Here is a 26,100-nt window from a genome sequence, read left to right as displayed (position 1 = left end):
TAATCGTTCCCATGGTGCATGATCGCAGCTCACGACCGCGTACGTCACTGAACAGCAACGAAAAAGACATCCAGGCAACAACCGCGGCGGGCGGCGAAGCGGTCGCCGAACTGGACGCGGATTCCTGGCCCGCGCTGCTCGCGCCGCGGCTCGCCCAGTTCGCGGGCGTCGCCCGGCACGAGCATGTGACCCGGGCCGCACACCAGCTCGCCGTACCGCAGTCGACGCTCAGCCGGGCCATGGTCCGGCTCGAACAGGACCTGGGCGTCGCCCTGTTCGCCCGGCACGGCCGCACCCTCTCGCTCACCCCGGCGGGCCGCGCGTTCCTGGGAACGGTCGAGCGGGCCCTCGCCGAGATCGAGCGGGCCGCCGAGTCGGTGCGCGCGGACGCCGACCCGGGCGGCGGCAAGGTCGCCTTCGGCTTCCTGCACACCCTCGGCTCGGAGACCGTCCCGGGCCTGATCCGCACCTTCCGCGCGGACCACCCGCGGATCCGCTTCCAGCTCGTCCAGAACTACGGCGAGGCGATGATCGAACGGCTGCGCGCCGGTGACCTGGACCTCTGCCTGACCTCACCGGTCCCGGACGCGCCGGACCTGGTCGCCCGCCGGCTGGACGAGCAGAAGCTGCGGCTCGTCGTCCCGGAGGACCACCGGCTCGCCGGCCGCCGCCGGGTCCGGCTCGCGGAGGCGGCGGACGAGTTCTTCGTGACCCTGGAACCGGGCTACGGACTGCGCCGGATCACCGACGCCCTGTGCGCGGAGGCCGGCTTCACCCCGCGGGTCGCCTTCGAGGGGGAGGAGGCGGAGACGCTGCGCGGCCTGGTCGCGGCGGGCCTCGGCGTGGCGCTCCTCCCGCCCCCGGCCGTGCCCCGGCCGGGCGTCGCGGAACTCACCGTCACGGCGCCGCGGGCGGTCCGGGAGATCGGCGTCGCCTGGCTGGACGGCCACCACGACACCCCGCCGGTGACGGCCTTCAAGCGCTTCCTGCTGTCCCGGCGGGGGCAGTTGATCCCGCGCTGAGGCGCGTACGGCGGCGCGTGGTGAGGTCCGCCGACAGCCGCGGACGCCCGCGCGGGGAGGAACTGCCGGTTCACTCACCGGCAGCTCCTCCCCGCGCGGGGTGCTACGGAGACGCGTCAGCCGTTCGGCCAGGACGTCCCGGAGGAGCCGGAGGACCCGGCGGACCCGAAGGAGCCGGCAGACCCGGAGGGCCCGGCGGACCCGAAGGAGCCGGCAGACCCGGAGGAGCCGAAGAGGCCCTCCGCCGGGTCGACGGGCGGCGCGGCGTGGCAGGTGAAGCCGAGCTTGGTCAGGGCCCGGACCACCTCACCGGCGGTGAAGTCGCGGCGGTCCTGCTTGGTGATCACTGCCCCGACCTGCTTGACGGGGTAGGTGCGCCGGCCGATCGTCACGGACGCGCCCGTGACCGGTTCGGGGGCGACGCCCTCCATCGACTGCTCTACTTCGCTCTTGATCAGGTCGAACGGGAAACGTGCGATGACGAAGCGCATGGTGCCTCACAGGCGTCAGAGGGAGGGACGGGCCCGGGAAAGGAGCAGCGTGAGTGGGCGGGAACGCCCCGTGCGTAACCGTGGTCGTCGATCATGGGGGATGCCTCGAGCGGGCGTCCGCCCTTGGCGTGGTCCGCGGCCACCGGTGCCGTGGCAGCGGTGAACGGACCCCGGTTGCAGGCTATGCCCCGTGCCCGGGTCTGCGCCCGGTACCGGGACTCGCCCTGCCGGACGGTGAGCCGGATCCCGGTCACCGGACCGGTGCGCCGGCCGTCCTCGTCGCGGACGAGGAGGCGGCCGGCGTGGGCACCGAGAGGAAGGGGCAGGGCGGTGCCGGCCGTCATGTCGTCGCCGGTTAGCGGTCCCGGCCCGGCCATGGCGTCACGGGTTGTCGGGCACGTCCCGTCCGGCGTCCGGCCACCATGCTCGCGCCGCCGGTTTCCGGGGCCGTGTCGCCGCCCCCGACCTGCCGCGGGACTCGCGTCGAGGCGCGGGAGCCGTGCGTGGAGCGAAGCCATGGATCCTCCTTCGGCGAGGTTCGCCGGGCACGCGTCGTGCCCGGCGTCCTGCACGGCCCTGCCCGGCGTCCTACGCGGCCCTGCCCGACGACGCGCGCCCCCGCCCGCGGGACGGACGGCTCCGTCGGCTCCGCCGTGCCGGCGAGGTCCGGGCGGGGCGCTCCGGGGCGGGCGCGGTGATGGTCACCGGGACGCCGGAGGGGGTCCGGGCGCCGGTGATCCGGCTCAGCTCGGCCTCGCCGGAACGGACCCGGGTGGTCGTCGCGGTGATGCCCGCGTCCCGCATCAACTGGTCCACGGAGCGCCGCTGTTCCGGAAGCACCAGGGTGACGACGCGGCCGGACCCGCCGGCGCGCGCCGTACGGCCGCCCCGGTGCAGGTAGTCCTTGTGGTCCGCGGGCGGGTCGATGTTGACCACCAGGTCGAGGTCGTCGACGTGGATGCCGCGGGCCGCGACGTTGGTGGCCACCAGCACATTGACGTGCCCGTCCTTGAACTGGGCCAGGGTGCGGGTCCGCTGCGGCTGGGACTTCCCGCCGTGCAGGGCGGCGGCGCGGACGCCGCTGCTCAGCAGCTGGCGGACCAGCCGGTCCACGCTGTGCTTGGTGTCCATGAACATGATCACCCGGCCGTCACGGGCGGCGATCTCGTTGGCCGTGGCGAACTTGTCGGTACCGTGCACCTGCAGCAGGTGGTGCTCCATCGTGGTCACCGTCGCGGCCAGCGGGTCGGAGGAGTGCACCACCGGGTCCCGCAGGTAGTTGCGCACCAGCTTGTCGACGTTGCGGTCCAGCGTCGCCGAGAAGAGCAGCCGCTGACCGTCCGGACGCACCTGGTCCAGCAAGTGGGTGACCTGCGGCATGAAGCCCATGTCGGTCATCTGGTCGGCCTCGTCCAGCACCGTGATCGCCACTCGGTCCAGCCGGCAGTCGCCGCGCTCCACCAGGTCCTTCAGGCGCCCGGGGGTGGCCACGACGACCTCGCACCCGCCGCGCAGCGCCCCGGCCTGGCGGCCGATCGACATACCGCCGACGACGGTGGCCAGCCGCAGCCGCAGCGCCTTCGCGTACGGGGTGAGCGCCTCGGTGACCTGCTGCGCGAGCTCCCTGGTCGGGGCCAGGACGAGCGCCAGCGGCTGGCGCGGCTCGGCGCGCTGTCCGGCGGTACGGGCCAGCACGGCCAGCCCGAAGGCGAGGGTCTTGCCCGAGCCGGTGCGGCCGCGTCCCAGGACGTCCCGGCCGGCCAGCGCGTCCGGCAGGGTGGCCGCCTGGATCGGGAAGGGCTCGGTGACGCCCTCGGCGGTCAGCGCGGTGTGCAGTCCGGCCGGGAAGTCCAGGTCGGCGAACGACTCGGCGGGCGGGAGTCCCGGGGTGACGGTGGCCGGCGGCGCGAAGTCCTGGCGCCCTCCACCGGAGCGCCCGGACGGGCGTCCGGAGCCCCGTCCGGACCCGCGCCCGGCGCGGGACCGGTTGCCGGAACCACGTGCGGGCTCGGCCGCCGAGCGGCCGGAACGGTCCTTCGGGCGGAACTTTCGGTTCATGCGGAACCTCCTCGATACGGCACGTATCGAGGAATTCCCGGACAGCGGCGGGCGCGGGAAAACGCAGGAACGAACCGGGTGGAATGCAGAGAATGGATCGGCCGGAAAACGGCCGGTGCCGGGCGGTGAATATTGCGGTGAACATTCATCCCGGGGTGCAGCGGCCTCCGGCGCTCCGGACGGCGGAGGCCGGGCCGTGCGGCCGGGCGGTGCTGTCGGGCGGAGCCGCCGGGAAGCGGGCAGCGCTCATGCGGTGGCATGCCGGCGTGCGAGTCGTGCACAAATGGCTGGGGCCCGCACCTCAGGGTGCGGGCCCCAATACGCGCGGGGCGTCAGAGGGCGGTGATGTTCTCCGCCTGCGGGCCCTTCTGGCCCTGGGTGAGGTCGAAGCTGACCTTCTGGCCCTCAAGCAGCTCACGGAAGCCCTGAGCGGCGATGTTCGAGTAGTGGGCGAAGACGTCGGGGCCGCCGCCGTCCTGCTCGATGAAGCCGAAGCCCTTTTCGGAGTTGAACCACTTCACAGTGCCGGTTGCCATACCAGTCCCTTTCCGGGGGTTGTCTCGGGAACCGCACCGTGCGGCTCCCGTGTCGCCGAGATGATTGCCTCGCCCGGCTCGGGAGCCGGTACACAAAATGAACCCGCCGACGAAAGACCCGACCAGAACACCTGGATTCGATGGGAACCACAACTGCAACTCGGCCCGAGACTAGCACGGTGACCGGTCCGGAGGCGTGGTCCGAAGCGCTGCCCGCCATATGGGGGAGCCGGGCCCGGGAGAGCGCGGCACGGCCCGCCGCCCATCGGGTGCGGCCGGTGCCGGGGAGCGGGACCCGTTCCGTCGCCGGTGACCGGGCTCCGGCGCACCCCGGCTGCCGCCGCACGCCGTCCCTGCCGCCGACGCCGAAGCCGCCGCACGCCGTCCCTGCCGCAGCGATGCCCGAAGCCGCCGCCGCGCACCGTCACCGCCGCAGCGAAGCCCTGAAGCCCGCCGCCAGCGGCATGCGCAGCCCCAGCGGCGGGGGAGCGGCCAGCGCGTCGGCGACCGGGCGGGAGAAGCCGCGGGCGAGGACCGCGCCCAGCACGAAGTCCGTGGCCAGGGCCAGCACTTCGGCGCGGTACTGGGTCAGGCCGTGGCCGTCGGTGTGCACCTCGAACCGGCACACGTCACGGTTGACCTTCTTCGCCCGCTCCGCCAGCCGGTAGGACAGCTCCGGATCGGTCCGTGCGTCGTCGGTGCCGTGCACCAGCAGGACGTGCCGGCCCGCGAGCTGCCGCACCGGCTCGGGGACCGCCGGGCTCTCCTGCGCCTGCTGCGGCAGCCAAGGGGCCAGGGCCAGTACGGAGTTGACGGCCATGTGGTCCGCGGCCCGCAGGGCGGCGCGGGCGCCCATGTCGGTGCCGGCCAGACAGACGGGCACGTCGCCGTACCGCCGCACCGCCTCGTCCACCGCCCAGCGGGCGTCCTCGACCGGGTGGGACGCGGCGCCGTTCCACCCGCGGTAGCGGTACCGCACCACATGGGTGACCAGCCCGTCGGCGCGCCCCGCCCGGGCCAGCCGCCGGGCCAGCGGCCGGGCCGCCGCGGTGGTCACCGGCGACTGCCGCCGGGTGCTCACCGGCTGCCCGCCGGGCAGCAGCAGCACCACCCCGTGGACCGTCGCGTCCGCCCCGGTCGCTCCCGCCGCCCGCCCCAGCCGGGCACCCCGCACCGGCACTGCTTGCTGAGCCATGGCAGAACGATGGCAGACGCGCCGGTGCACACCACCCTGCGCGCGGGTCACCGTTCCGTATCGTTCGGGGTGCTCTACGCGCGTAGGCGTTAGAGTGCGGAAATGACGAGCGAGACCACCAACACCCCGAGCCCGGACCAGATCCGCAGGGCCCCCAAGGTGCTGCTGCACGATCACCTCGACGGTGGTCTGCGTCCCGGCACGATCATCGAGCTGGCCCGCGAGACGGGCTACGACGGGCTGCCCGAGACCGAGCCCGACAAGCTCGGCGTCTGGTTCCGGGAAGCCGCGGACTCCGGCTCCCTGGAGCGCTATCTGGAGACCTTCGCGCACACCTGCGCCGTCATGCAGACGCGCGAGGCGCTGGTCCGGGTGGCCGCCGAGTGCGCCGAGGACCTCGCCGCGGACGGCGTCGTGTACGCCGAGATCCGTTACGCGCCCGAGCAGCACCTCGAGGGCGGGCTCAGCCTCGAAGAGGTCGTAGAGGCCGTGAACGAGGGCTTCCGCGCGGGCGAGCGCCGGGCACGCGAGGACGGCAACCGCATCCGGGTGGGCGCCCTGCTCACCGCGATGCGCCACGCCGCCCGCGCCCTGGAGATCGCCGAGCTCGCCAACGCCTACCGTGACCAGGGTGTCGTCGGCTTCGACATCGCGGGCGCCGAGGCCGGCTACCCGCCCACCCGGCACCTCGACGCCTTCGAGTACCTGAAGCGCGAGAACAACCACTTCACCATCCACGCGGGTGAGGCGTTCGGTCTGCCGTCCATCTGGCAGGCGCTCCAGTGGTGCGGCGCCGACCGGCTCGGCCACGGCGTCCGGATCATCGACGACATCGAGGTCACCGAGGGCGGCACGGTCAAGCTCGGCCGCCTGGCCTCGTACGTCCGGGACAAGCGCATCCCGCTGGAGCTGTGCCCGACCTCCAACCTCCAGACGGGCGCCGCCTCCTCGTACGCCGAGCACCCGATCGGGCTGCTCCGCCGGCTCCACTTCCGGGCCACCGTCAACACGGACAACCGGCTGATGAGCGGCACCAGCATGAGCATCGAGTTCGAGCGGCTGGTGGAGACCTTCCAGTACACCCTCGACGACATGCAGTGGTTCACCGTCAATGCGATGAAGTCGGCGTTCATTCCTTTCGATGAACGGCTCGCCATGATCAATGACGTGATCAAGCCCGGGTACGCGGAGCTGAAGTCCGAGTGGCTGTTCCGGCAGACCGCCATCGAACCGGCTGCCACCAGCACCTCCGGCTCCGACCGGTAGGGCGGAGCGGAAGCGAGGGGACCGGCCGGGACACGCGACCCGGCCGGTCCCCTCGCATGTTTGCGGGTGCCCTGCGGAGTGGCTACGTTGCGGAGTCCCGCGGTCACGGCTCGCGTTCTTCGGTCTGCCCGAGTCCCGGTGCCGCTCACGACTCCCCACCACGAGGACGTAATTCCATGAAGCAGGGAACCGCCAAGACCCTCGGTGCCGCCGTGCTCGGTGCCGCTTTCGCCGTCGCCGCCGCCGGGACCGCCGCCGCCGGTGTGCAGACCCAGCTGCCCGTGGAGACCGCGGCCCAGGGCGTGCCGGGCGGCCAGGAGGCCGTCCGCGCCGGTGAGAGCGCCGTCGACCAGAACATGAACAGCACCCTGTCGCAGCTCCCGCTCGACGGCATCGTCCGGAAGCAGCAGAACACCCGGGACGTCCAGGGCGTCCAGGGCAAGAAGAAGGCGGGCCAGGGGGCGAAGACCGGTCTGATCGGCGGGCTGCCCGTCGGCAACCTCAACTCCACCGGTTCCGGCCTGCCGATCGGCTGACCGCGGTTCCCGGGGCACCCGCCCCGGCACGACGGCGCCCCGCCCGTACAGCGCGTAGTACAGCGCGTACGGGCGGGGCGCCGTCGTCGTCACTCGCCGGTCGTCGTCACCGGCCGGTCGGCGTCCCTCCGCCTGCCGCCGTCCCCCGGCGGTCGGCCCGGCGCCCCGCTCACAGCGCGCTGCCGACCTCGGTCAGCCGTCGTGCCGTTTCCGCCGGCGCCGCCTCCTCGCGGGGCCGGGGCACGGCCGGCGTGGCACTGTTCCGCCGTCGCGCCCACGCCCGCAGCGGTGGGACCAGCAGCAGGTGGGTGATCGCGACACCCGCGGTGTTGAGCAGCAGTGAGTCCACATCGAGGGTGCGCCCGGGGACGTCGGTCTGCAGCAGCTCGATGCCCAGCGACATCATCGCGCCGGTGAACACCGTGTGCGCCAGGGAGCCCACCAGCGAACCGTCCAGCCGCCCGGTGACCACCGGCAGCAGCACGCCCAGCGGTGCCAGCAACAGCAGCCACGGGCCGAGGAAGTGGACCGCGTCCCAGGGCCCCTGGGCCAGTTGGGCCCGGATGGTGGCCAGGGGCCGCAGATTGGTCGCGGCCACCCACGGCACGGTCAGCGGACGCAGGGTGAACCAGCCGACCATCGAGAGATGCACGGCCAGGAGGACGAATCCTGTCGCGCGGAAGGGGGGAAGAGGGCGCTCGCCGGAGCCATGACGCTGCACGCCCAGGAGGACGCGGCTTCCTGGGAAACCGGTTCCGGCGCGTCCGGCTGTCTTCCAGCTGTTACTCGCCGGTTACCGGCCGGTTGAACTCCGGCGTGCCGCCCGCCACCGGCCTCAGGCGCGGGCCCCGGCCACTGAACCGGCATCGCGCCCGCGCCCGGCTCCGGCATCGCCTCCGGGCCCCGGACGCCCGGCCGGGGCACCGGCATCGACCCCAGGTCCTCACCGGCCCGCCCGGGTTCCGCACCCGCCGGCGGTCACTCCACCGGCGTGCCGTCGGTGGGCGCGGCCTCCGGCCTGGTTCGCAGGCCCTCGGTGCACGCGTAGCGCTCCAGGGAGTCGTCCGACGGGCCGCCGAGCACCACCGAGGGCTCCTTCTCGGCCACCACACCGCCGCTCCGCAGCGTTTCGGCGAACGTGCACACCAACTGGGCCAGCGCGTACGGCGGCAGTTCGTCGGGGAGCCGGCTCAGCCGCAGGGCGTCCTTCGGGTCGTCCTTGCGCGGGCCGGTGACCTCCAGGGCGCCCGGGACCTCCGTGGAGAACCCGGCCTCCTCCTCGGCCGCGTCGGGCTGGGCCTGGAGCTCGTCGACGAGGGCGCGGGCGACCCGCAGCCGGTCCGCCACCAGCCGGCCCTCGGGGAGCTGCACCGTCCGGTCCACCGGCATGATCTGCATGCTGCAGACCAGATAGGCCTTGACCGGCACGGACGACGGGGAGTCCGCGGGTTCGGTCCGGTCGCCGCCGGCCACCTGGCAGGAGGCCCGCGAGGGGGCCGCCCCGGCGTCCACCGGCACGGACGTCCCGCGGATGCCGCAGCCCGCCGTGCCCAGCAGCAGCGCGGCCACGGCCACGCTCCCCGCCCGGCGGATCCGCCGCGAACGGCGGACCCGACCCGCTCGGCGGACCTGCCCCTCCCCGTGGCCCGGCAGCCCGAACGGCCCCGGTGCGCCCCCGGATTCCGTCCCTCCGGGCGCAGAGGTGCGCAGGCCGGACAGACGGAGAAGGCGGCCGAGTCCGGTCCGCGGGTGCTGGCGCATCATTGGTCGTCCTGTTCGTCCTCGTCCGGCCCCAGCCGGGAGGTGTCCATGGGCAGCCGCAGGGTGAACACCGCACCGCCGTCGGCCGAGTTGGCCGCGGAGATCTCACCGCCGTGGACATGGGCGTTCTCCAGCGCGATGGACAGCCCCAGTCCACTGCCCTCGGAACGCGGCCGGGAGGCGCTCGCCTTGTAGAAGCGGTCGAAGACATGCGGCAGGACGTCCTCCGGGATGCCCGGCCCGTGGTCCCTGACCTCGACGACCAGCTCCGCCTCCGGCGTACCGGCGGCGACCGTGCGCACCGAGACCCGCACCGGCGAACCGCCGTGCTTCAGCGCGTTCCCGATCAGGTTCGCCAGGATCACGTCGAGCCGCCGCGGATCGAGCCGGGCCACGAGGCCGCGCTCGGCGTCCAGCTCCACCGCGTCCAGCCAGGCGCGGGCGTCGATGCACGCGGTGACCATGTCCGCCACGTCCACGTCGTCCAGGACCAGCCGCGCCGTGCCCGCGTCGAACCGGGTGACCTCCATGAGGTTCTCCACCAGGTCGCTCAGCCGACGGGTCTCGGTCACCACCATGCGGACGGCCGGTTCGATCATCGGGTCGAGGCTGTCCGCCTCGTCCTCCAGCACCTCCGTCATCGCCGTGATCGCGGTGAGCGGGGTGCGCAGCTCGTGCGACATGTCGGCGACGAACCGGCGGCTGGACGCCTCCCGGGCGCTCAGCTCCGCGACCCGGGCCTCCAGGGACTCGGCGGTCCGGTTGAACGTCCGGGACAGATCGGCGAGTTCGTCGGTGCCGGACACCCGCAGCCGGGTGTCGAGCTTGCCCTCCCCCAACTGCTGCGCCGCCTTGCCGAGCCGCTGCACGGGCCGCAGCACCGTCGTCGCGGCGGCCTGCGCCAGCAGCGCCGAGCCGACCAGCGCCAGCGCCGTGGCGATCCCCAGCGACCAGGCCAGGGAGTTCAGGTCGTCGCGCTCCGAGGCGAGCGACTTCAGCATGTAGCCGGTCGGGCCGTCACCGATCACCTTGGCGCCACCGACCAGGAACGGGTCCCCGCCGATCGTCCGCCGCTGCCAGTACAGGTGGTACGGCAGCCCGTCCCCCTCGTCCGCCGGACGCTCCTTGTTGACCGCCTTGCGCAGCGCGGCGGGCACCGCGTCCAGGGTGAATATGCCGGAGTCCGAGGGCGCGGCGCAGTCGCTGCCGTCCCGCTCCTTGTCGATCAGCACCACCTCGTAGTGCTGGGTGGTGCTCGCCATCCGGTTCGCGGCGTCCTGGAGCTGGTCGCACGGCGGGCGCAGCGGGAGCGAACCCGCGTTGTCCTCCAGCGACTTGCGGAAGTCGTTGAGCGCGGCGTTCTGGGTACGGGTGAGCACCGCGTCCCGGTTGAGCCAGTACGCGATACCGGACGCGGACACCGCGGCGGTCAGCGCGACCAGGGCGAACACGACGACCAGCCGCAACCGCAGACTGGTCAGGCGCAGCTTGCCCGCCGCCCAGCCGCGCACCCGGCCGGGCGGCTGAGGACGGTCCGTCATTGGGGACTGTCCAGCCGGTAGCCGACACCCCGGACGGTACGGATCAGCGTCGGCGAGGACGGCACGTCCTCCACCTTCGCCCGCAGCCGCTGCACACAGGCGTCCACCAGCCGGGAGTCACCGAGGTAGTCGTGCTCCCACACCAGCCGCAGCAGCTGCTGCCGGGACAGCGCCTGCCCCGGCCGCCGGCTCAGCTCCAGCAGCAGCCGCAGCTCGGTCGGGGTCAGCTGGAGGTCCTCCCCGTCCTTGGTCACGGTCATCGCGGACCGGTCGATCACCAGGGAGCCGAAGGTTGCCGCGTCGTTGGACTCCCGCTCGCCGCGCCGCAGCACGGCACGGATCCGGGCGTCGAGCACCCGCGGCTGCACCGGTTTGAGCACGTAGTCGTCGGCGCCCGACTCCAGGCCCACCACGACGTCGATGTCGTCGCTGCGCGCGGTCAGCAGAATGATCGGCAGCTGGTCGGTGCGCCGGATCCGCCGGCACACCTCGAAACCGTCGATCCCCGGCAGCATCACGTCCAGCACGATCAGGTCCGGGCGCTGCTCACGCAGCAGTTTCAGGCCGTCCTCACCCGTGGCCGCGGCCACCACGCGGTGGCCCTGGCGGGACAGGGACAGCTCGAGAGCCGTGCGGATGGCGTCGTCGTCCTCGATCAGCAACAGGAAAGGCACGTCGGTCATTCTGGCCCAAGGAGCACCGGTAGTTCGACCTCGCCGGTCCCCGCCGGGCCGGATCCGCCCTCCCCGCGCCGGTCCGGGGCCTGTGACAGGCCTGTGACAGTCGACGGACAGCCCGATGAAACTGGCCCGGCAGTCTGTTGTGCACCGGGCAGGACAACGGCCCGGGGACAACCGGCCGACTCAAGGCTTCACCGACGGGGGGCGCGAGATGAACACACTGCACACCGGGACCACCAGCGCAGTGATTCGCACGGCCACGCCCGTCGGCCACCACCACACGTCCAGGGACGCGCTCCGCGTCGGCCACCTTCCGGCCGCCCGGAGCCCCGAGAAGTCCGGTGCCGTGAGCGGGCGGGGGTGCGCTCGCGGCGCCGGACGCGGCAGGCCGCCGTACCGTGTGGCGATCGACGCGTTCACGGTCGCCGGCGGCGCCGCCGCGAAGCCGTCGTACAGGGAGGAAACGGGGAAGCGGAGCGACCGGGCGGAGTCGGTGAAGGCCGAAGCGGCGTTCACCGCCTACGTCCAGGAGCGCCGCGCCTCCCTGTACGCGACGGCGTACCACCTGACCGGGGACCGTTTCGAGGCCGAGGACCTGCTGCAGAGCGCGCTGTTCTCGACCTACCGGGCCTGGGACCGGATCAGTGACAAGGCCGCGGTCGGCGGCTACCTGCGCCGCACGATGACGAACCTGCACATCAGTGCCTGGCGCCGGCGCAAGCTCAACGAGTACCCGACCGAGGAACTGCCGGAGACCGCGGGCGACCAGGACGCGATGCGCGGCACCGAGCTGCGGGCCGTCCTGTGGCAGGCGCTGGCCCGGCTGCCCGAGCTCCAGCGGACGATGCTCGTGCTCCGTTACTACGAGGGCCGCACCGACCCGGAGATCGCGGACATCCTGGACATCAGCGTCGGCACGGTCAAGAGCAGCATCTGGCGCTCCCTGCGCCGGCTGCGCGAGGACGAGGCCCTGAGCTTCGGCCGTGACGCGGAGGAGTCCTTCGGCGAACTGGTCGCCTGAAGGCAGGGGGGAAACGGGGGCTGCCGCCCCGGGGGGGAGCGGCAGAGGCCCGTCCATCGGGGGACGGACGGGCCGTACGGGGGAAACACGGGGGGATCACGGGGGAAGACGGGGGCCGCCGCTTGGGGGAGCGGCGGTGCGACAAGGCGGGACCGAGTGGCCGGGGGGTCTGCTCGGTCCCGTTCCGTTTTCCGGGGCCGTTCCGCCTGGCCTGCTCTGTGTTCCCGGGCTGTTCCGGCAGTGCCGTTCCGCGTTACCGGCCAGTTCGTCAGTACCGTTCCGTGTTCCTGGGCCGTCCTGGTGGTCCCGTTCCGTGCATCCTGGCTGTGCCGCCGGCCCCGTTCCGCATACCCGAGCCGTTTCGCCGGGCTGTTCCGCCGACCCGGGCTGTTCCGCCGGGCGAGGCTGCCAGGGCGCCGTTCCTGGTCGGGCCCGGTGTCGGGCGCGGGCGTCAGACGCGGCTGTCAGGCGCTGACCGTACGGGCGGGGCCGCGGCCGGAGCGGGCCGGAGCGCGGCGTTCCGCGGCCGAGGCGATTCGTGCGAACGCCTCCTCCTTGCCGCAGGGGTGCGCGCCGAGCGCCGTCTGCCGGGCGACGATCTCCCGCTCCGCGCGCATCAGCCGCCAGCCCCGCCGGACCAGCACCGCGGCCGACTTGCGGCCCTCCCGCAGATCCCGCACCAGCCGCCGCCGGAAGGTGGTGAACGGCCGGCCGCGCAGGCACAGCGCGTCCGCCAGGACGCCCAGCTCCCGGCACCGCTCGGCGATGTCGGCGGCGAAGACGCCCTCCGCGATGAACACCGGTGCCCCGCCGATGTCGAGCCGGGCCGTACCGGTCCGGGAGCTGGTCGCGATGTCGTAGACCGGGACGTCGGTCACGGCGTCGCGGCTCAGCGCCGTGATGGCGGCCACCGCGGCGTCGGCGTCCCAGGACCGCGGCGAGTCCCAGTCGATGGCGCCGTCCGGCAGCAGCGGCATCGGGGCGCGCGGGCCGCCGGGGGACGCCTCCTCGTGGGCCTCCCGGTAGAAGTCGTCGAGTTGCAGCACGGGGAAGCCCGTGCGGGACGCGAGGGAGGACTTGCCGGAGCCCGACGGCCCCGTCAGCAGCACGACGCGGGCGGAACGATGAGGGGAGGTCACGGGTCACCATTGTCGCGCATCGGGGCGCGACTCCGGAACCCGTGGGTGCGGAGCGGTCCCGGGCGGGGCGTGGGCGGGCTGCGAGGGGTGTCTGGGGGTGCATCGCGCGTTCGGGGGGCCGGGGACCGGCGAGAGTTGGCCCACTCGGCGCCCGGGGCATGGTGAGGAGCGGGGCGATGCGCGGAGGCTCGTGTGCATTGCGTTCCGAGCGACCATCACACAGACACCGGAGGACGCATCTCATGGCGGACACAGAGCAGGAGCAGGCGAAGGGCACGGCGGGCTTCCTGCTGGAGATGGGGATGCTGAAGCGCGCCAAGCGGTCCGGGTGGTGGATCGCCGGGGTCAAGGACCCCGAGACCATCGCCGAGCACAGCTTCAGGGTCGCCCTCATCGGATCCGTGCTCGCCATGATGGAGGGGGCCGACCCGGCGAAGACGGCGCTCCTCGGGCTCTGGCACGACACGCAGGAGACCCGGGTCAGCGACATCCCGCACATCGGCCGTCGCTACCTGGAGGCGGCCGGCAACGAGAAGGTCACCGCGGACCAGGTGTCAGCCGCACACCCGGCGGTGAAGGCCGGGGCGCAGCGCATCGTGGAGGAGTACGAGAACGGCGACTCTCTCGAAGTGATCTGCGCGCACGACGCCGACAAGCTCGAATGCCTGATCCAGGCCGTCGAGTATCGCGAGCAGGGGTGTTCCAACGTCCAGCCGTGGATCGACAGCAGCCTCTCGAAGCTGAAGACGCCCTCGGCCCAGGCGCTTGCCGAGGCCGCGCTGACGATGACCTCGATCGAGTGGCAGAAGACCTACCTGCCCTGAGCCGTCCAGGGAGCCCACTGCCCACCCAGCCCCGTCCGTGCCGATGCCCTCAACTCGGCGGGCACGCCCCGGGATGCCGGCGAGCCCCCGCCGGCCGGGGCCGGTGGGGGCTCGTGCGGGTGGAGCGGCGGTCAGATGCCGATGGGGTGCCAGACCGTCTTGGTCTCCAGGAAGGCCAGCAGTCGGTCCGTGCCCGGGTCGGCGGTCCAGTCCGTGGCGGACGGGCGCAGCACCCGCTTGAGGTTGTCGGCCGCGGCCGTCTCCAGGTCCTTCGCCAGAGCGGCGTCGGCGCCCGCGAGGTCGATCGCGTTGACGTCCTGGTGCGCCGCGAGCGGCGCCGCGATCTCCGCGGTCCGCCCGGACAGCACGTTGACCACACCGCCCGGCAGGTCGGAGGTGGCCAGCACCTCGCCCAGGGACAGCGCGGGCAGCGGGGCCCGCTCGGACGTCGCCACCACCACGGTGTTGCCGGTGACGACCGCCGGGGCGATCACCGACACCAGGCCGAGGAACGAGGACTCCTGCGGGGCCAGGACGGCCACCACACCGGTCGGCTCCGGGGTGGAGAGGTTGAAGAACGGGCCCGCCACCGGGTTCGCCGAACCGGCGATCTGGGCGACCTTGTCGGACCAGCCCGCGTACCAGACCCAGCGGTCGATCGCGGCGTCCACCTGCGCGGCGGCCTCTGCGGCGCTCAGGCCCTCCGCGTCGGCGACCTCGGCGGCGAACTGGCCGCGCCGGCCCTCCAGCATCTCCGCGATCCGGTAGAGGATCTGGCCGCGGTTGTACGCGGTCGCGCCCGACCAGCCGCCGAACGCCTTGCGGGCGGCCACCACCGCGTCCCGGGCGTCCTTGCGGGAGGAGAGCGGGGCGTTCGCCAGCCAGGCGCCCTCGCCCGCCGTGTCACCGGCCGATGTTGCTGCGGTCACCTCGTACACCCGCCCGCTCTCGGAACGGGGGAACTTGCCCCCGACGAACAGCTTGTAGGTCTTCAGGACACCCAGGCGATCAGACATTGAGGTAGGCCTCCAGACCGTGGCGGCCGCCCTCGCGGCCGTAGCCCGACTCCTTGTAGCCGCCGAAGGGGGAGGCCGGGTCGAACTTGTTGAACGTGTTGGCCCAGACGATCCCGGCCCGGAGCTGGTCGGCCATCCACAGGATGCGCGAGCCCTTCTCCGTCCAGATGCCCGCCGACAGCCCGTACGGCGTGTTGTTGGCCTTCTCCACGGCCTCCGCCGGGGTGCGGAAGGTCAGCACCGACAGCACCGGGCCGAAGATCTCCTCGCGGGCGATGCGGTGCGCCTGGGTCACGCCGGTGAAGAGGGTCGGCGCGAACCAGTAGCCGGAGGACGGCAGTTCGCAGGCCGGGGCCCAGCGCTCGGCGCCCTCGGCCTCGCCCGCGTCGGCGAGGCTGCGGATGCGGGCCAGCTGCTCGGCGGAGTTGATCGCGCCGATGTCGGTGTTCTTGTCCAGCGGGTCGCCGACCCGGAGGGTGCTCATCCGGCGCTTGAGGGCGTCCAGCAGCTCGTCGGCGACCGACTCCTGGACCAGGAGGCGGGAGCCCGCGCAGCAGACGTGGCCCTGGTTGAAGAAGATGCCGTTGACGATGCCCTCGACGGCCTGGTCGATCGGGGCGTCGTCGAAGACGATGTTCGCCGCCTTGCCGCCCAGTTCGAGGGTGACCTTCTTGCGGGTGCCCGCCACGGTGCGGGCGATGGCCTTGCCGACCTCGGTGGAGCCGGTGAAGGCGACCTTGTCGATGCCGTCGTGGGCGACGAGCTCGGCGCCGGTGGCGCCGTCACCGGTGACGATGTTGACGACACCCTTGGGCAGCCCGGCCTGGCGGCAGATGTCCGCGAAGAACAGGGCCGACAGCGGGGTGGTCTCGGCCGGCTTGAGGACGACGGTGTTGCCCGCCGCCAGCGCCGGGGCGATCTTCCACGCCAGCATGAGCAGCGGGAAGTTCCACGGGATGACCTGCCCGGCCACGCCCAGCGGCTTGGGGTCGGCGCCGTAGCCGGCGTACGAGAGCTTGTCCGCCCAGCCCGCGAAGTAGAAGAAGTGCGCGGCGACCAGCGGCAGATCGGCGTCCCGCGACTCGCGGATCGGCTTGCCGTTGTCGAGCGACTCCAGCACCGCCAGCTCGCGCGAGCGCTCCTGGACGATGCGGGCGATGCGGAAGAGGTACTTGGCGCGCTCGGCGCCCGGCAGGGCGGACCAGGACGCGAACGCCGTGCGGGCGGCCCGGACGGCGCGGTCGACGTCCTCACCGCTCGCCTGGGCGACCTCGGAGAGCACCTCCTCGGAGGACGGGGAGACGGTCTTGAAGACCTTGCCGTCCGAGGCCTCGGTGAACTCACCGTCGATGAACAGCCCGTACGAGGGGGCGATGTCCACGACCGCCCGGGACTCGGGGGCGGGTGCGTAGTCGAATGCTGAACTCATGTCGGATCAGTCCACCGTCACGTAGTCGGGACCGGAGTAACGCCCGGTGCTCAGCTTCTGGCGCTGCATCAGCAGGTCGTTGAGGAGGCTGGAGGCGCCGAAGCGGAACCAGTCCGCCGTCAGCCACTCCTCGCCCAGCGTCTCGTTGACCATGACCAGGTACTTGATCGCGTCCTTGGTCGTGCGGATGCCGCCGGCGGGCTTCACTCCCACTTGTACACCCACGGCGTCGCGGAAGTCGCGGACGGCCTCCAGCATGAGGAGGGTGACCGGGGGAGTGGCGTTCACCGCGACCTTGCCGGTGGAGGTCTTGATGAAGTCCGCGCCGGCGAGCATCGCCAGCCAGGAGGCGCGCCGCACGTTGTCGTATGTCTGGAGCTCGCCGGTCTCGAAGATCACCTTGAGGTGGGCGGCGGTGCCGTCCGGCCGCGCGCAGGCCGCCTTGACCTGCTGGATCTCCTGGAAGACGTCCAGGTACCGGCCGGAGAGGAAGGCACCCCGGTCGATCACCATGTCGATCTCGTCGGCCCCGGCGGCGACCGCGTCCCGGGTGTCGGCGAGCTTGACCGGCAGCGCGGCGCGGCCCGCCGGGAACGCCGTGGCCACGGAGGCGACATGGATGCCGGACCCGGCCAGCGCGTCCTTGGCGGTGGCCACCATGTCGGGGTAGACGCAGATCGCGGCGACCTTCGGGGCGGAGCGGTCCGTCGGGTCGGGGTGGACGCCCTTCGCGCAGAGCGCCCGGACCTTGCCCGGGGTGTCCGCGCCTTCCAGCGTCGTCAGGTCGATCATCGAGATCGCCAGGTCGATGGCGTACGCCTTCGCCGTGGTCTTGATCGAGCGGGTGCCGAGCGTCGCGGCGCGGGCCTGCAGACCGACCGCGTCGACACCCGGGAGGCCGTGCAGGAAGCGGCGCAGTGCGGCATCCGAGGCGGTCACGTCCGCCATCGACGCCAGGCGCTCCGCGGCTTCACTGCCGTATGCGGGAACAGTGGTGGGCATGGTCACCACCCGAGCATATCTACGCGCGTAGCAACTGTCACCCCCCGAGCTCTCCTTCCGCCGGGACGGGCTCCCCCGGACGGCCCCGCGGACCCTGGTGGATGTGTGTGCCGCCGGGGCCCGGGAACGGGCCCGGAGCGCGGGTGGAGGCGCCGCGAACACCGGTATTCGATGCCGGAACGCAATGTCCGGCATCCGGACGATCGGGCAGAATCGGGCCCATGACGAGCCCCGACAACTCCTCCGCACCCCGGCCCGCGTCGCAGCAGGGATTCGCCGACCGCGTCTACCGTTCGCCGTCCGCGCTGGTCGGTGGCGTGCTGCTGCTCGTGCTCGCCCTGTGGTTCGGCGGGGACGCGGTGATCCGCGGGGAGGGGCGCACCCCCTGGCTGGCCCTGGCCGGGCTGCTGCTCGTCGTTCCGCTGGTGGTGGCGTTCACCCTGCGCCCGGCGGTGTTCGCCGGTGCCGACCGGCTCCGGGTGCGCAATCCCTTCCGGACCGTCACGCTGCCCTGGGCGTCGGTCGAGGGGGTGCGGGCCGGCTACTCCAGCGAGGTCCTCGCGGGCGGCCGCACCTACCAGCTGTGGGCGATCCCCGTGTCGCTGCGGGCCCGCAAGACGGCGGCGCGCCGGGCCGCCCGCGCCGCCTCCGAGGACCCGTACGGCCGGACCTCCGGCACGGCCGACGTCTCCGACACCGCGGCCCGCCGCGCCCCGTCCGACCAGGCGGTGGACGACCTGCGGGAGTTGGCGGAGCGCAACGCGGCCAACGAGTCGGCGCAGGGCGGGCCCCAGGTGCGCTGGGCCCTCGAGGTCATCGTCCCGAGCCTCGTCGGGGCGGTCCTGACGGCGGCTCTGTTCGTCATCGGCTGAGGCCCCGCGCCGTCCGCCGCTGACGCCCGCGTCGTCACCTACTGACGATCGTGCCGGTCCGTTCGTCGCTCCCCGGTGCCGGGCCGTCATCCACTGACGCTCGCCCCGGTCCGTTCGTCGCTCATCGGTGCCGGGCCGTCGTCCACTGACGCTCCCGCCGGTCCGTTCCCCGCTCCACGGTGCCGGGCCGTCATCCGCCGACGCTCGCCCCGGGCCGTCATCCGCCGACGGGCATCGAACCGTTGTCGCGGGAGGGAGCGGAACGGAGCGGAGGGGAAACGCGGAGGGCCCCCGGGTGATCCCACCCGAGGGCCTCGCGCGGGCCCGGCGGCCCGTACGTCGATGCGCGGTGCGCGCGGGGGTCAGATGCCCGCTGCCGCCGCCAGATCCGCCTTCAGTGCGTCCAGCACCGCCGACGCCGTCGCCCGGCCCCGGTCGAGCTCCGCGGCGGAGGCGACCGGCACCACGACCTCCAGGTAGCACTTGAGCTTGGGCTCGGTGCCGCTCGGGCGGACCACCACCCGCGCCGCGTCCATACCGCGCCCGGCGTCCCCGGCGAGCCGGTAGCGCAGGCCGTCGGTCGGCGGCAGCCGGTCGGTGCCCCGGGTCAGGTCCTCGGCGGAGTCCACCGTGAGCCCGGCGAGCGCGGCCGGCGGCTGTTCGCGCAGCCGGGTCATCGCCGCGGCGATCAGCGACAGGTCCTCGACCCGCACCGACAGCTGGTCGGTGGCGTGCAGCCCGTACTCGACGGCGATGTCGCCCAGCAGTCCGGTGAGCGTCCGCCCCTGCTGCTTGAGCCCGGCCGCCAGCTCGGCGACGAGCAGGGCGGCGGTGATGCCGTCCTTGTCCCGGACGCCGGCCGGGTCGACGCAGTAGCCGAGCGCCTCCTCGTAGGCGTAGCGCAGGCCGTCGGCCCGGGCCAGCCACTTGAAGCCGGTGAGCGTCTCGTCGTAGGAGACCTCGGAGCCGGCCCGGTCGGCGATCCGGCCCAGCAGCGAGGACGACACGATCGTGGTCGCGAAGGTGCCCCGGGCGCCGGTGTCGGCGAGGTGCCGGGCCAGCAGGGCGCCGACCTCGTCGCCGCGCAGCATCCGCCAGCCGGCCTCGGCCGCCGGGTCGGGGACGGCGACGGCGCAGCGGTCGGCGTCCGGGTCGTTGGCGATGACGATGTCCGGCCCTGCGGCGCGGGCGGTGGCGAAGGCGAGGTCCATCGCCCCCGGCTCCTCCGGGTTGGGGAACGCGACCGTCGGGAACGCCGGGTCCGGCTCGGCCTGTTCGGCGACGACGGTCGGGGCCGGGAAGCCGGCCCGGGCGAACGCGGCGGCGAAGGTGGACCGGCCGACCCCGTGCAGCGGCGTGTAGACGACCCGCACGTCCCGCGGGCCGCCGGGGGAGAGGACGGCGTCGGTCCGGGCGAGGTAGGCCTGGACGATCTCGTCGCCGAGGGTCTCCCAGCCGGAGTCCGGGCGGGGGATCGCGTCCAGGCCGCCCAGGGCGGCGATCTCCGCGGCGATCTCCGCGTCGGCGGGCGGCACGATCTGCGAGCCGTCGCCGAGGTAGACCTTGTAGCCGTTGTCCCGCGGCGGGTTGTGGCTGGCGGTGACCGTGACGCCGGCGACCGCGCCGAGGTGCCGGATGGCGAAGGCGAGGACGGGCGTGGGCAGCGGCTCCGGCAGCAGCACGGCGCGCAGCCCGGCACCGGTCATCACGGCGGCGGTGTCGCGGGCGAAGTCGATGCTCTTGTAGCGGGCGTCGTAACCGATGACGACCGGTCCGCCGGTCTGCCCCTGCTTCTTCAGGTGGGCCGCCAGGCCGGCCGCGGCCCGGATGACGACCGCGCGGTTCATCCGCATCGGGCCGGCGCCGAGCTCGCCGCGCAGTCCGGCGGTGCCGAACTGGAGCATGCCGGCGAAGCGTTCGGTGATCTCCGCGAGCTCCGGGCTCTCGGCGCCGTTCTCGACGTCCGCCGGGTCCACGGCGTCGAGCAGCGCGCTCAGCTCCGCGCGGGTCTCCGGGTCGGGGTCCTCGGCCAGCCAGGTACGGGCCTGGCGGAGGAGTTCCGCTGTGTCGCGTGCCACGTGATGCTCCTGTGTCCGGTAGGGGGCCCGGTCACCGCGGCGCCGCTGCGCAGGAGGCGGCGGCACCGGTGGGTCGCGGGCACGGAAGGGATACCCGGCGCGGCGGCGGTCTCACCGGGCCGCCTGTGTGCCGGGGTGGCCCGGGCGGCCCGGGCTCCGGAGGGCTGAGGGGTCCTGGTCCGCCGGGCCGTCCGGGGCGCGCCGGCGGGCCGCTGTGGGGCGGGCCCGCCGGGTGATCGCCTCGTCGTGCCCGGTCAGGGGTACCCGGCCGGGGCCGGGATCTCTCAGATCCGGCCGAGGACCTGGGCCAGCAGGCTGCCCATGCGCGCCGCCGAGTCGCGGCCCGCCTGCAGCACCTCTTCGTGGTTGAGCGGCTCGCCGGTCATGCCCGCGGCGAGGTTGGTGACCAGGGAGATGCCCAGGACCTCGGCGCCGGCCTCGCGGGCGGCGATGGCCTCCAGGACGGTGGACATGCCCACCAGGTCGCCGCCGATCACCCGGATCATGTTGATCTCGGCCGGGGTCTCGTAGTGCGGGCCGGGGAGCTGGACGTACACGCCCTCTTCGAGGGTGTCGTCGATCTCCTTGCACAGCGCGCGCAGCCGCGGCGAGTACAGGTCGGTGAGGTCGACGAAGTTGGCGCCGGCGATCGGGGAGGTGGCGGTGAGGTTGATGTGGTCGCTGATGAGGACCGGCTGGCCGGGGCGCATGCCGGGGCGCAGGCCGCCGCAGCCGTTGGTCAGCACGACGGTCTTGCAGCCGGCGGCGACGGCGGTGCGCACGCCGTGCGCGACGGCGGCGACACCGCGGCCCTCGTAGTAGTGGGTGCGGCCGAGGAAGACCAGCGCGCGCTTGTCGCCGATGGCGTACGAGCGGACGGTGCCGGCGTGCCCCGCGACGGCCGGCGGCGGGAAGCCGGGCAGCTCGGTGACCGGGAACTCGAACTCGGGCGCTCCGAGGGCGTCGGCGGCGGGGACCCAGCCGGAGCCCATGACGAGTGCGACGTCGTGGCTCTCGGCACCGGTCAGCTCGCGCAGGCGGGCGGCGGCGGCGTCGGCGTCGGGCGCGCCGCGGTGGTCCGAAGGAAGAGAAGCGTTCACGGCACGAGCGTAGCCTGTCTTCGCCTACGCGCGTAGACGCCGTCCGGATACCGATCGGATACCGGTCGTGCGCCGGGTCGGACACCACTGCGTCGCCGCTGTTCCGGCGGGGGACGACGGCCGCTCCCGACCGGGGTGAACGGGGGCGCGCTGCGGTCAGCAGGGGCGCTTGCGGAGCTCCATCACATAGTCGTGCGGGGCGCCCGCCGACTCGGCGGCGTCGGCGATCTCGCCGAGGTAGCGGGCGGAGGGCAGTCCGCCCTCGTAGCCGTTGAGGACGTAGACCCAGGCGGCCTCGTCCCCGTCGAGGGTGTGCACCCGCACTCGCATCCGCCGGTAGATGTCGAGCCCGACGCCCTCCCAGCGGTCCATGGAGTCCTCGTCCATGGGGGCGATGTCGTACAGCGCGACGAAGACCTGGGACCGCGGCGCCTCGACGATCGTGGCCAGCGCCCCCTCCCAGCCCATCTGCTCGCCTCCGAAGGTGAGCCGCCAGTCGGAGATCCAGCCCGTACCGCGCAGCGGCGAGTGCGGAGCGCGGCGGGACATCAGCCGCGCGTCGAGGTTGCCGGCGTACGCGGCGTAGAGCGACATGGGTCGAGGGTACGGGAGACGTGCCGGAGATCCCCGGGAGTGCCGGAGAGGCACCCGAGGCCCCCGGGAGAGAGGCGCGGGCAGGGGTGCGGGACAATGGAGCACGTGACTCGGATCGTGATCATCGGTGGCGGACCCGGCGGCTATGAGGCGGCGCTGGTGGCCGCCCAGCTCGGCGCGGAGGTGACCGTCGTCGACTCCGACGGTCTGGGCGGGGCGTCGGTGCTCACCGACTGCGTGCCGTCGAAGACGTTGATCGCCACCGCCGAGGTCATGACGACCTTCGACTCCTCCTACGAGGAGCTGGGGATCATCGTCGCCGACGACACGCCCCACATCGAGCAGGCGGCCCGCGTGGTCGGCGTCGACCTGGGCAAGGTCAACCGCCGGGTGAAGCGCCTCGCGCTCGCCCAGTCCCACGACATCACCGCCTCGGTCACCCGGGCCGGCGGCCGGGTCATGCGCGGCCGCGGCCGGCTCCAGCCCCACCAGGCCCCCGACGGCTCGCGCCGGGTCACCGTGACCGCCGCGGACGGCTCCAGCGAGGAACTCGTCGCGGACGCGGTGCTGGTGGCGACCGGCGGGCACCCCCGGGAGATCCCGGACGCGCAGCCCGACGGCGAGCGCATCCTGAACTGGACCCAGGTCTACGACCTCACCGAGCTCCCGGAGGAGCTGATCGTGGTCGGCTCCGGTGTCACCGGTGCCGAGTTCGCGGGCGCCTACCAGGCGCTGGGCTCCGAGGTGACGCTGGTGTCCTCGCGCGACCGGGTGCTGCCGGGCGAGGACCCGGACGCGGCGGCCGTGCTGGAGGACGTCTTCCGGCGCCGCGGGATGAACGTCATGGCCCGCTCCCGCGCCCAGTCCGCCAAGCGGGTGGGGGACCGGGTCGAGGTCACCCTCGCCGACGGCCGGGTCATCACCGGCTCGCACTGCCTGATGGCGGTCGGCGCGATCCCCAACACCGCGGACATGGGCCTGGAGGAGGCCGGGGTCCGGCTGAAGGACTCCGGTCACATCTGGACCGACCGGGTGTCGCGGACGACCGCTCCGGGCGTCTACGCGGCCGGTGACTGCACGGGCGTGTTCGCGCTGGCCTCGGTCGCCGCGATGCAGGGCCGGATCGCGATGTACCACTTCCTGGGCGACGCGGTCGCGCCGCTGGACCTGAAGACCGTCTCGGCGAACATCTTCACCGACCCCGAGATCGCCACCGTGGGCTACAGCCAGGCGGACCTGGACAACGGGCTGATCGACGCCCGGGTCGTCAAGCTGCCGCTGCTGCGCAACCCGCGCGCGAAGATGCAGGGCATCCGGGACGGCTTCGTGAAGATCTTCTGCCGCCCCGGCACGGGCATCGTGGTCGGCGGTGTCGTGGTCGCCCCGAAGGCGAGCGAGCTCATCCATCCGATTTCGATCGCGGTCGACAACAACCTGACCGTCGAACAGATCGCCAAGGCCTTCACCGTGTACCCGTCCCTGTCGGGCTCGATCGCCGAGGTGGCACGGCAGCTCCACACCCGGAAGGCTCCGCGCGAGGTGTAGGCCGTACGGGTGCCGCCTGCGGGGTCGTTGCCCCGTATACCACTTGCGGCACCCCTGTGCGAACAACTTCTGTAATTCGGCGCAAACTGCTGAAAGCAGACGGTCGCTGGGGTTACTGTCAGTTTCGTGTTCGCTGCAGAACGTCGCCAATTGATCCTCGAAATGGTGCGAGCGAACGGAGCGGTGTCGCTCCGGGAACTCGCCCGCGTCGTCCAGACCTCCGAAGTGACCGTACGGCGGGACGTACGGGCGCTGGAGGCCGAAGGACTCCTCGACCGCCGGCACGGCGGTGCGGTGCTGCCGGGAGGGCTCACCAGGGAGTCCGGCTTCCCGCAGAAATCCCATCTAGCGACCGCGGAGAAGACGGCCATCGCCGATCTCGCGGCCGGTCTCGTCGAGGAGGGCGAGGCGATCGTCGTCGGAGCCGGTACGACGACACAGGAGCTGGCCCGCCGGCTCGCCCGCGTCCCGGGGCTGACCGTCGTCACCAACTCGCTGCTCGTCGCGCAGGCGTTGGCCCATGCCAACCGGGTCGAAGTGGTGATGACCGGCGGCACCCTCCGCGGTTCCAACTACGCGCTGGTCGGCAGCGGGGCGGAGCAGTCCCTCCAGGGGCTGCGGGTCTCCCGGGCCTTCCTCTCCGGCAGCGGGCTGACCGCCGAGCGCGGCCTGTCCACCTCCAACATGCTGTCGGCCAGCGTCGACCGGGCGCTGGTCCAGGCCGCGGCCGAGGTCGTGGTCCTCGCGGACCACACCAAGCTGGGCACCGACACCATGTTCCAGACGGTGCCGACGGACGTCATCACCCGGCTGGTGACGGACGAGCCCCCGCTGCACGACGACCGCGCCGCCACCGAACTGCAGGCCCTCGCCGACCAGGGCGTGCAGGTCGCGGTGGCCGGTACGGGGCCGGGGCCGTCCGGAGCGGGGGCCGAGGGAAGCGGTCCGCCGGGCCGCAGGCCCCGCCGGATGGCGCCCTCCACCCCGAAGGAGGAACTGCCGCTGCCGGGCCAGCGGCGCAACCACCCGCCGGGGCCGGGCGGGCCCCAGCTGCGCGGTGGCGGCGCCCTGTCGGACCAGCAGACCGCGGTGGCGAACGGCCGCATCGCCGACCTGTCGCCGCGCCGCCGCTGACGCGGTCCGAGGCTGGAACGCCGCGCCGCCGCTGACGCCGGGCCGAGGCTGAAACGCCGGGCCGCGGCTGGCGCTGGGCCGAGGCTGGCGCCGGGCCGGCGGCCGGGTCCGGGCCCAGCCGTCGGGCGCCCGGCTCCGGGTGTGGCCGGCGGCGCCGGCCAGGGGGGCGCCCCCGTGGGCTGCCGCCGCGTCCCCCGTGCCACCGGTGCTCCAGCAGCGCGGGAGGCGGGCGGCATCAGCCGCAGCGCCTGCTCGCCCAGCCGGAGCATCGCCTCGGGCCGGGCCGGGGCCGGGGCGCCACCCGGCGGCTCGCCGGCCGGCAAGGTGCCGTCCGACAGGCCCTCAGGAGGACCGGGTGCGGACCCGCGGGATGCACCCGCCCCTCGGCCCGGGCTGCGCTACCGCCGTCCGGCCGCAGGCGGCTGACGGCTGACGGCTGACGGCTGACGGCTCAACCGTGCGGTGGCCGCAGCCCGGTGAAGGTCAGGCCGAGCAGCCGGTCAGCCAGGTCCGGGTCGTCGGGGGTCGCCTCGACGGCCAGGGCGATCGCGTTCGTCAGCTGCAACAGATCGGCGATGTCGACGTCGTCCCGTACGGAGCCCGCGCGCTGGGCCCGGGCCAGGAGTGCGCTGCCCGCCTCGCGCATCGGCACCCGGCACCGCGCCAGCGCCGAGGCCTTGTCCTGGGCGGCGCTCATCAGCGCCCGGGCCAGCCCCCGGTAGGTGCCCGCGTGGTCGATGACGGCCCGCAGCCAGTCGATCAGCGCCGCGCAGGGCCGTTCCGCGTCCAGCAGCTCCCGTGACCGGGCCAGCAGCGCGTCGAGTTCACCCTGAAAGACGGCACCCATCAGGGCGTAGCGGTTGGGGAAGTGGCGGTAGAGGGTGCCGATGCCCACGCCCGCGCGCCGGGCGATGTCCTCCAGCGAGGCGTCCGTGCCGTGTTCGGTGAAGGCCGAGCGGGCCTCGGCCAGGAGCCGGTCGTAGTTGCGCCGGGCGTCGGCGCGCATCGGCCGCACCGGGTCCTGCGCCGCTTCGGTCGCCATTGCCCGTCCTCCGTGCTCCTCGGTGCCGCCCGGCCGCGGTCCGGGGAAGTCCAGCATGCCACCCGGCGCCCGGCGCGTTCCGGTGCGCCCCGGGCGGGGCCGGAACGCGGTGTCGGCGAGTCGCCGGGCCCCGGCGACGGCCGCGTCGCCGAGTGCGCCCCGGACAGCGGCGGACCCCCGGCACCGGGTGCCGGGGGTCCGCTGACGTGCTGCGTGCG

Annotated in this window: 24 protein-coding genes; 8 read left to right on the top strand and 16 right to left on the bottom strand. The window is 73.6% G+C overall.

Features of this window, described 5'->3' with window-relative positions; translation table 11 throughout:
• Positions 1-11 precede the first annotated feature (11 nt).
• Positions 12-1,022, top strand: a complete 1,011-nt coding sequence (locus tag AC3EQ1_RS21990) for a LysR family transcriptional regulator (protein ID WP_432096057.1) — start codon at positions 12-14, stop codon at positions 1,020-1,022.
• A gap of 116 nt (positions 1,023-1,138) precedes the next feature.
• On the opposite strand, the gene AC3EQ1_RS21985 is transcribed toward AC3EQ1_RS21990, so the two are convergent.
• The 4 genes from AC3EQ1_RS21985 to AC3EQ1_RS21970 all read right to left on the bottom strand — a co-directional run bounded on the left by AC3EQ1_RS21985 (position 1,139) and on the right by AC3EQ1_RS21970 (position 5,302).
• Positions 1,139-1,513 carry an SCO5918 family protein gene (locus AC3EQ1_RS21985; protein WP_432096056.1) on the bottom strand — a complete coding sequence of 125 codons (375 nt, stop codon included), beginning with the start codon at positions 1,511-1,513 and terminating at the stop codon, positions 1,139-1,141.
• Between the two features lie 588 nt (positions 1,514-2,101).
• Positions 2,102-3,571, bottom strand: a complete 1,470-nt coding sequence (locus AC3EQ1_RS21980; RefSeq protein ID WP_432096055.1) for a DEAD/DEAH box helicase — start codon at positions 3,569-3,571, stop codon at positions 2,102-2,104.
• 332 nt (positions 3,572-3,903) lie between these two features.
• Positions 3,904-4,107, bottom strand: coding sequence for a cold-shock protein (locus AC3EQ1_RS21975; RefSeq protein ID WP_351511057.1), 204 nt, complete (start codon positions 4,105-4,107; stop codon positions 3,904-3,906).
• Between the two features lie 424 nt (positions 4,108-4,531).
• A complete protein-coding gene (locus tag AC3EQ1_RS21970; RefSeq protein ID WP_432096054.1) occupies positions 4,532-5,302 on the bottom strand; it encodes an alpha/beta hydrolase in 771 nt (256 codons plus the stop codon).
• Positions 5,303-5,404: 102 nt separating this feature from the next.
• On the opposite strand from AC3EQ1_RS21970, the gene AC3EQ1_RS21965 reads away from it, so the two are divergent.
• Both AC3EQ1_RS21965 and AC3EQ1_RS21960 read left to right on the top strand, forming a co-directional pair.
• Positions 5,405-6,568, top strand: coding sequence for an adenosine deaminase (locus AC3EQ1_RS21965; RefSeq protein ID WP_432096053.1), 1,164 nt, complete (start codon positions 5,405-5,407; stop codon positions 6,566-6,568).
• Between the two features lie 176 nt (positions 6,569-6,744).
• On the top strand, positions 6,745-7,104 hold the full coding sequence (locus AC3EQ1_RS21960) for a hypothetical protein (protein ID WP_432096052.1): 360 nt from the start codon (positions 6,745-6,747) through the stop codon (positions 7,102-7,104).
• A gap of 169 nt (positions 7,105-7,273) precedes the next feature.
• On the opposite strand, the gene AC3EQ1_RS21955 is transcribed toward AC3EQ1_RS21960, so the two are convergent.
• The 4 genes from AC3EQ1_RS21955 to afsQ1 form a co-directional block, all read right to left on the bottom strand.
• Positions 7,274-7,756, bottom strand: a complete 483-nt coding sequence (locus AC3EQ1_RS21955) for a VanZ family protein (RefSeq protein WP_432096051.1) — start codon at positions 7,754-7,756, stop codon at positions 7,274-7,276.
• A 326-nt stretch (positions 7,757-8,082) separates the two neighbouring features.
• Positions 8,083-8,673 (bottom strand): hypothetical protein, encoded by a 591-nt coding sequence (locus tag AC3EQ1_RS21950; RefSeq protein WP_432096050.1) that lies wholly within the window; start codon positions 8,671-8,673, stop codon positions 8,083-8,085.
• 191 nt (positions 8,674-8,864) lie between these two features.
• Positions 8,865-10,406: an ATP-binding protein gene (locus AC3EQ1_RS21945; RefSeq protein ID WP_432096049.1), complete on the bottom strand. Its 1,542-nt coding sequence runs from the start codon at positions 10,404-10,406 to the stop codon at positions 8,865-8,867.
• Positions 10,403-11,080, bottom strand: coding sequence for a two-component system response regulator AfsQ1 (gene afsQ1 / locus AC3EQ1_RS21940; RefSeq protein ID WP_351511068.1), 678 nt, complete (start codon positions 11,078-11,080; stop codon positions 10,403-10,405). Before afsQ1 ends, AC3EQ1_RS21945 begins: the two co-directional genes overlap by 4 nt.
• Positions 11,081-11,297: 217 nt before the next feature.
• On the opposite strand from afsQ1, the gene AC3EQ1_RS21935 reads away from it, so the two are divergent.
• A complete protein-coding gene (locus tag AC3EQ1_RS21935) occupies positions 11,298-12,107 on the top strand; it encodes a SigE family RNA polymerase sigma factor (RefSeq protein WP_432096048.1) in 810 nt (269 codons plus the stop codon).
• A gap of 464 nt (positions 12,108-12,571) precedes the next feature.
• Here the strand turns inward: AC3EQ1_RS21935 and AC3EQ1_RS21930 are convergent, their stop codons facing one another.
• A complete protein-coding gene (locus AC3EQ1_RS21930; protein ID WP_432096047.1) occupies positions 12,572-13,246 on the bottom strand; it encodes a uridine kinase family protein in 675 nt (224 codons plus the stop codon).
• 242 nt (positions 13,247-13,488) lie between these two features.
• On the opposite strand from AC3EQ1_RS21930, the gene AC3EQ1_RS21925 reads away from it, so the two are divergent.
• The gene (locus tag AC3EQ1_RS21925; RefSeq protein WP_432096046.1) at positions 13,489-14,070 is read left to right on the top strand and encodes an HD domain-containing protein; all 582 of its coding nucleotides are present in this window, start codon (positions 13,489-13,491) and stop codon (positions 14,068-14,070) included.
• A 131-nt stretch (positions 14,071-14,201) separates the two neighbouring features.
• Here the strand turns inward: AC3EQ1_RS21925 and AC3EQ1_RS21920 are convergent, their stop codons facing one another.
• From AC3EQ1_RS21920 to deoC, 3 genes are read right to left on the bottom strand one after another with little or no spacing between them, the layout of a single operon-like run.
• Positions 14,202-15,086, bottom strand: coding sequence for an aldehyde dehydrogenase family protein (locus AC3EQ1_RS21920; protein WP_432096045.1), 885 nt, complete (start codon positions 15,084-15,086; stop codon positions 14,202-14,204).
• Positions 15,079-16,515, bottom strand: coding sequence for an aldehyde dehydrogenase family protein (locus tag AC3EQ1_RS21915; RefSeq protein WP_432096044.1), 1,437 nt, complete (start codon positions 16,513-16,515; stop codon positions 15,079-15,081). Before AC3EQ1_RS21915 ends, AC3EQ1_RS21920 begins: the two co-directional genes overlap by 8 nt.
• A 6-nt stretch (positions 16,516-16,521) precedes the next feature.
• The gene (gene deoC / locus AC3EQ1_RS21910; protein WP_432096043.1) at positions 16,522-17,517 is read right to left on the bottom strand and encodes a deoxyribose-phosphate aldolase; all 996 of its coding nucleotides are present in this window, start codon (positions 17,515-17,517) and stop codon (positions 16,522-16,524) included.
• A 221-nt stretch (positions 17,518-17,738) separates the two neighbouring features.
• On the opposite strand from deoC, the gene AC3EQ1_RS21905 reads away from it, so the two are divergent.
• Complete coding sequence (locus AC3EQ1_RS21905; RefSeq protein WP_432096042.1) at positions 17,739-18,389, top strand: PH domain-containing protein; 651 nt, start codon at positions 17,739-17,741, stop codon at positions 18,387-18,389.
• A 362-nt stretch (positions 18,390-18,751) separates the two neighbouring features.
• Here AC3EQ1_RS21905 and AC3EQ1_RS21900 read toward each other — a convergent pair whose 3' ends face one another.
• From AC3EQ1_RS21900 to AC3EQ1_RS21890, 3 genes are all read right to left on the bottom strand, one after another.
• On the bottom strand, positions 18,752-20,467 hold the full coding sequence (locus tag AC3EQ1_RS21900) for a phospho-sugar mutase (protein WP_432096041.1): 1,716 nt from the start codon (positions 20,465-20,467) through the stop codon (positions 18,752-18,754).
• 284 nt (positions 20,468-20,751) lie between these two features.
• Positions 20,752-21,567 carry a purine-nucleoside phosphorylase gene (locus tag AC3EQ1_RS21895; RefSeq protein WP_351511088.1) on the bottom strand — a complete coding sequence of 272 codons (816 nt, stop codon included), beginning with the start codon at positions 21,565-21,567 and terminating at the stop codon, positions 20,752-20,754.
• A gap of 156 nt (positions 21,568-21,723) precedes the next feature.
• The gene (locus AC3EQ1_RS21890; RefSeq protein ID WP_351511090.1) at positions 21,724-22,161 is read right to left on the bottom strand and encodes a gamma-glutamylcyclotransferase family protein; all 438 of its coding nucleotides are present in this window, start codon (positions 22,159-22,161) and stop codon (positions 21,724-21,726) included.
• A 96-nt stretch (positions 22,162-22,257) separates the two neighbouring features.
• On the opposite strand from AC3EQ1_RS21890, the gene AC3EQ1_RS21885 reads away from it, so the two are divergent.
• Together AC3EQ1_RS21885 and AC3EQ1_RS21880 are read left to right on the top strand one after the other, a co-directional pair.
• Positions 22,258-23,706: an NAD(P)H-quinone dehydrogenase gene (locus tag AC3EQ1_RS21885; protein WP_432096040.1), complete on the top strand. Its 1,449-nt coding sequence runs from the start codon at positions 22,258-22,260 to the stop codon at positions 23,704-23,706.
• 126 nt (positions 23,707-23,832) lie between these two features.
• Positions 23,833-24,840: a DeoR/GlpR family DNA-binding transcription regulator gene (locus AC3EQ1_RS21880; protein WP_432096039.1), complete on the top strand. Its 1,008-nt coding sequence runs from the start codon at positions 23,833-23,835 to the stop codon at positions 24,838-24,840.
• A 451-nt stretch (positions 24,841-25,291) separates the two neighbouring features.
• Here AC3EQ1_RS21880 and AC3EQ1_RS21875 read toward each other — a convergent pair whose 3' ends face one another.
• Positions 25,292-25,882 carry a TetR/AcrR family transcriptional regulator gene (locus AC3EQ1_RS21875; RefSeq protein WP_432096038.1) on the bottom strand — a complete coding sequence of 197 codons (591 nt, stop codon included), beginning with the start codon at positions 25,880-25,882 and terminating at the stop codon, positions 25,292-25,294.
• Positions 25,883-26,100: the final 218 nt, after the last annotated feature.

This window comes from Streptomyces sp. bgisy100 (genome assembly GCF_057709105.1).
This window is presented reverse-complemented; position numbering and strand designations above follow the sequence as displayed.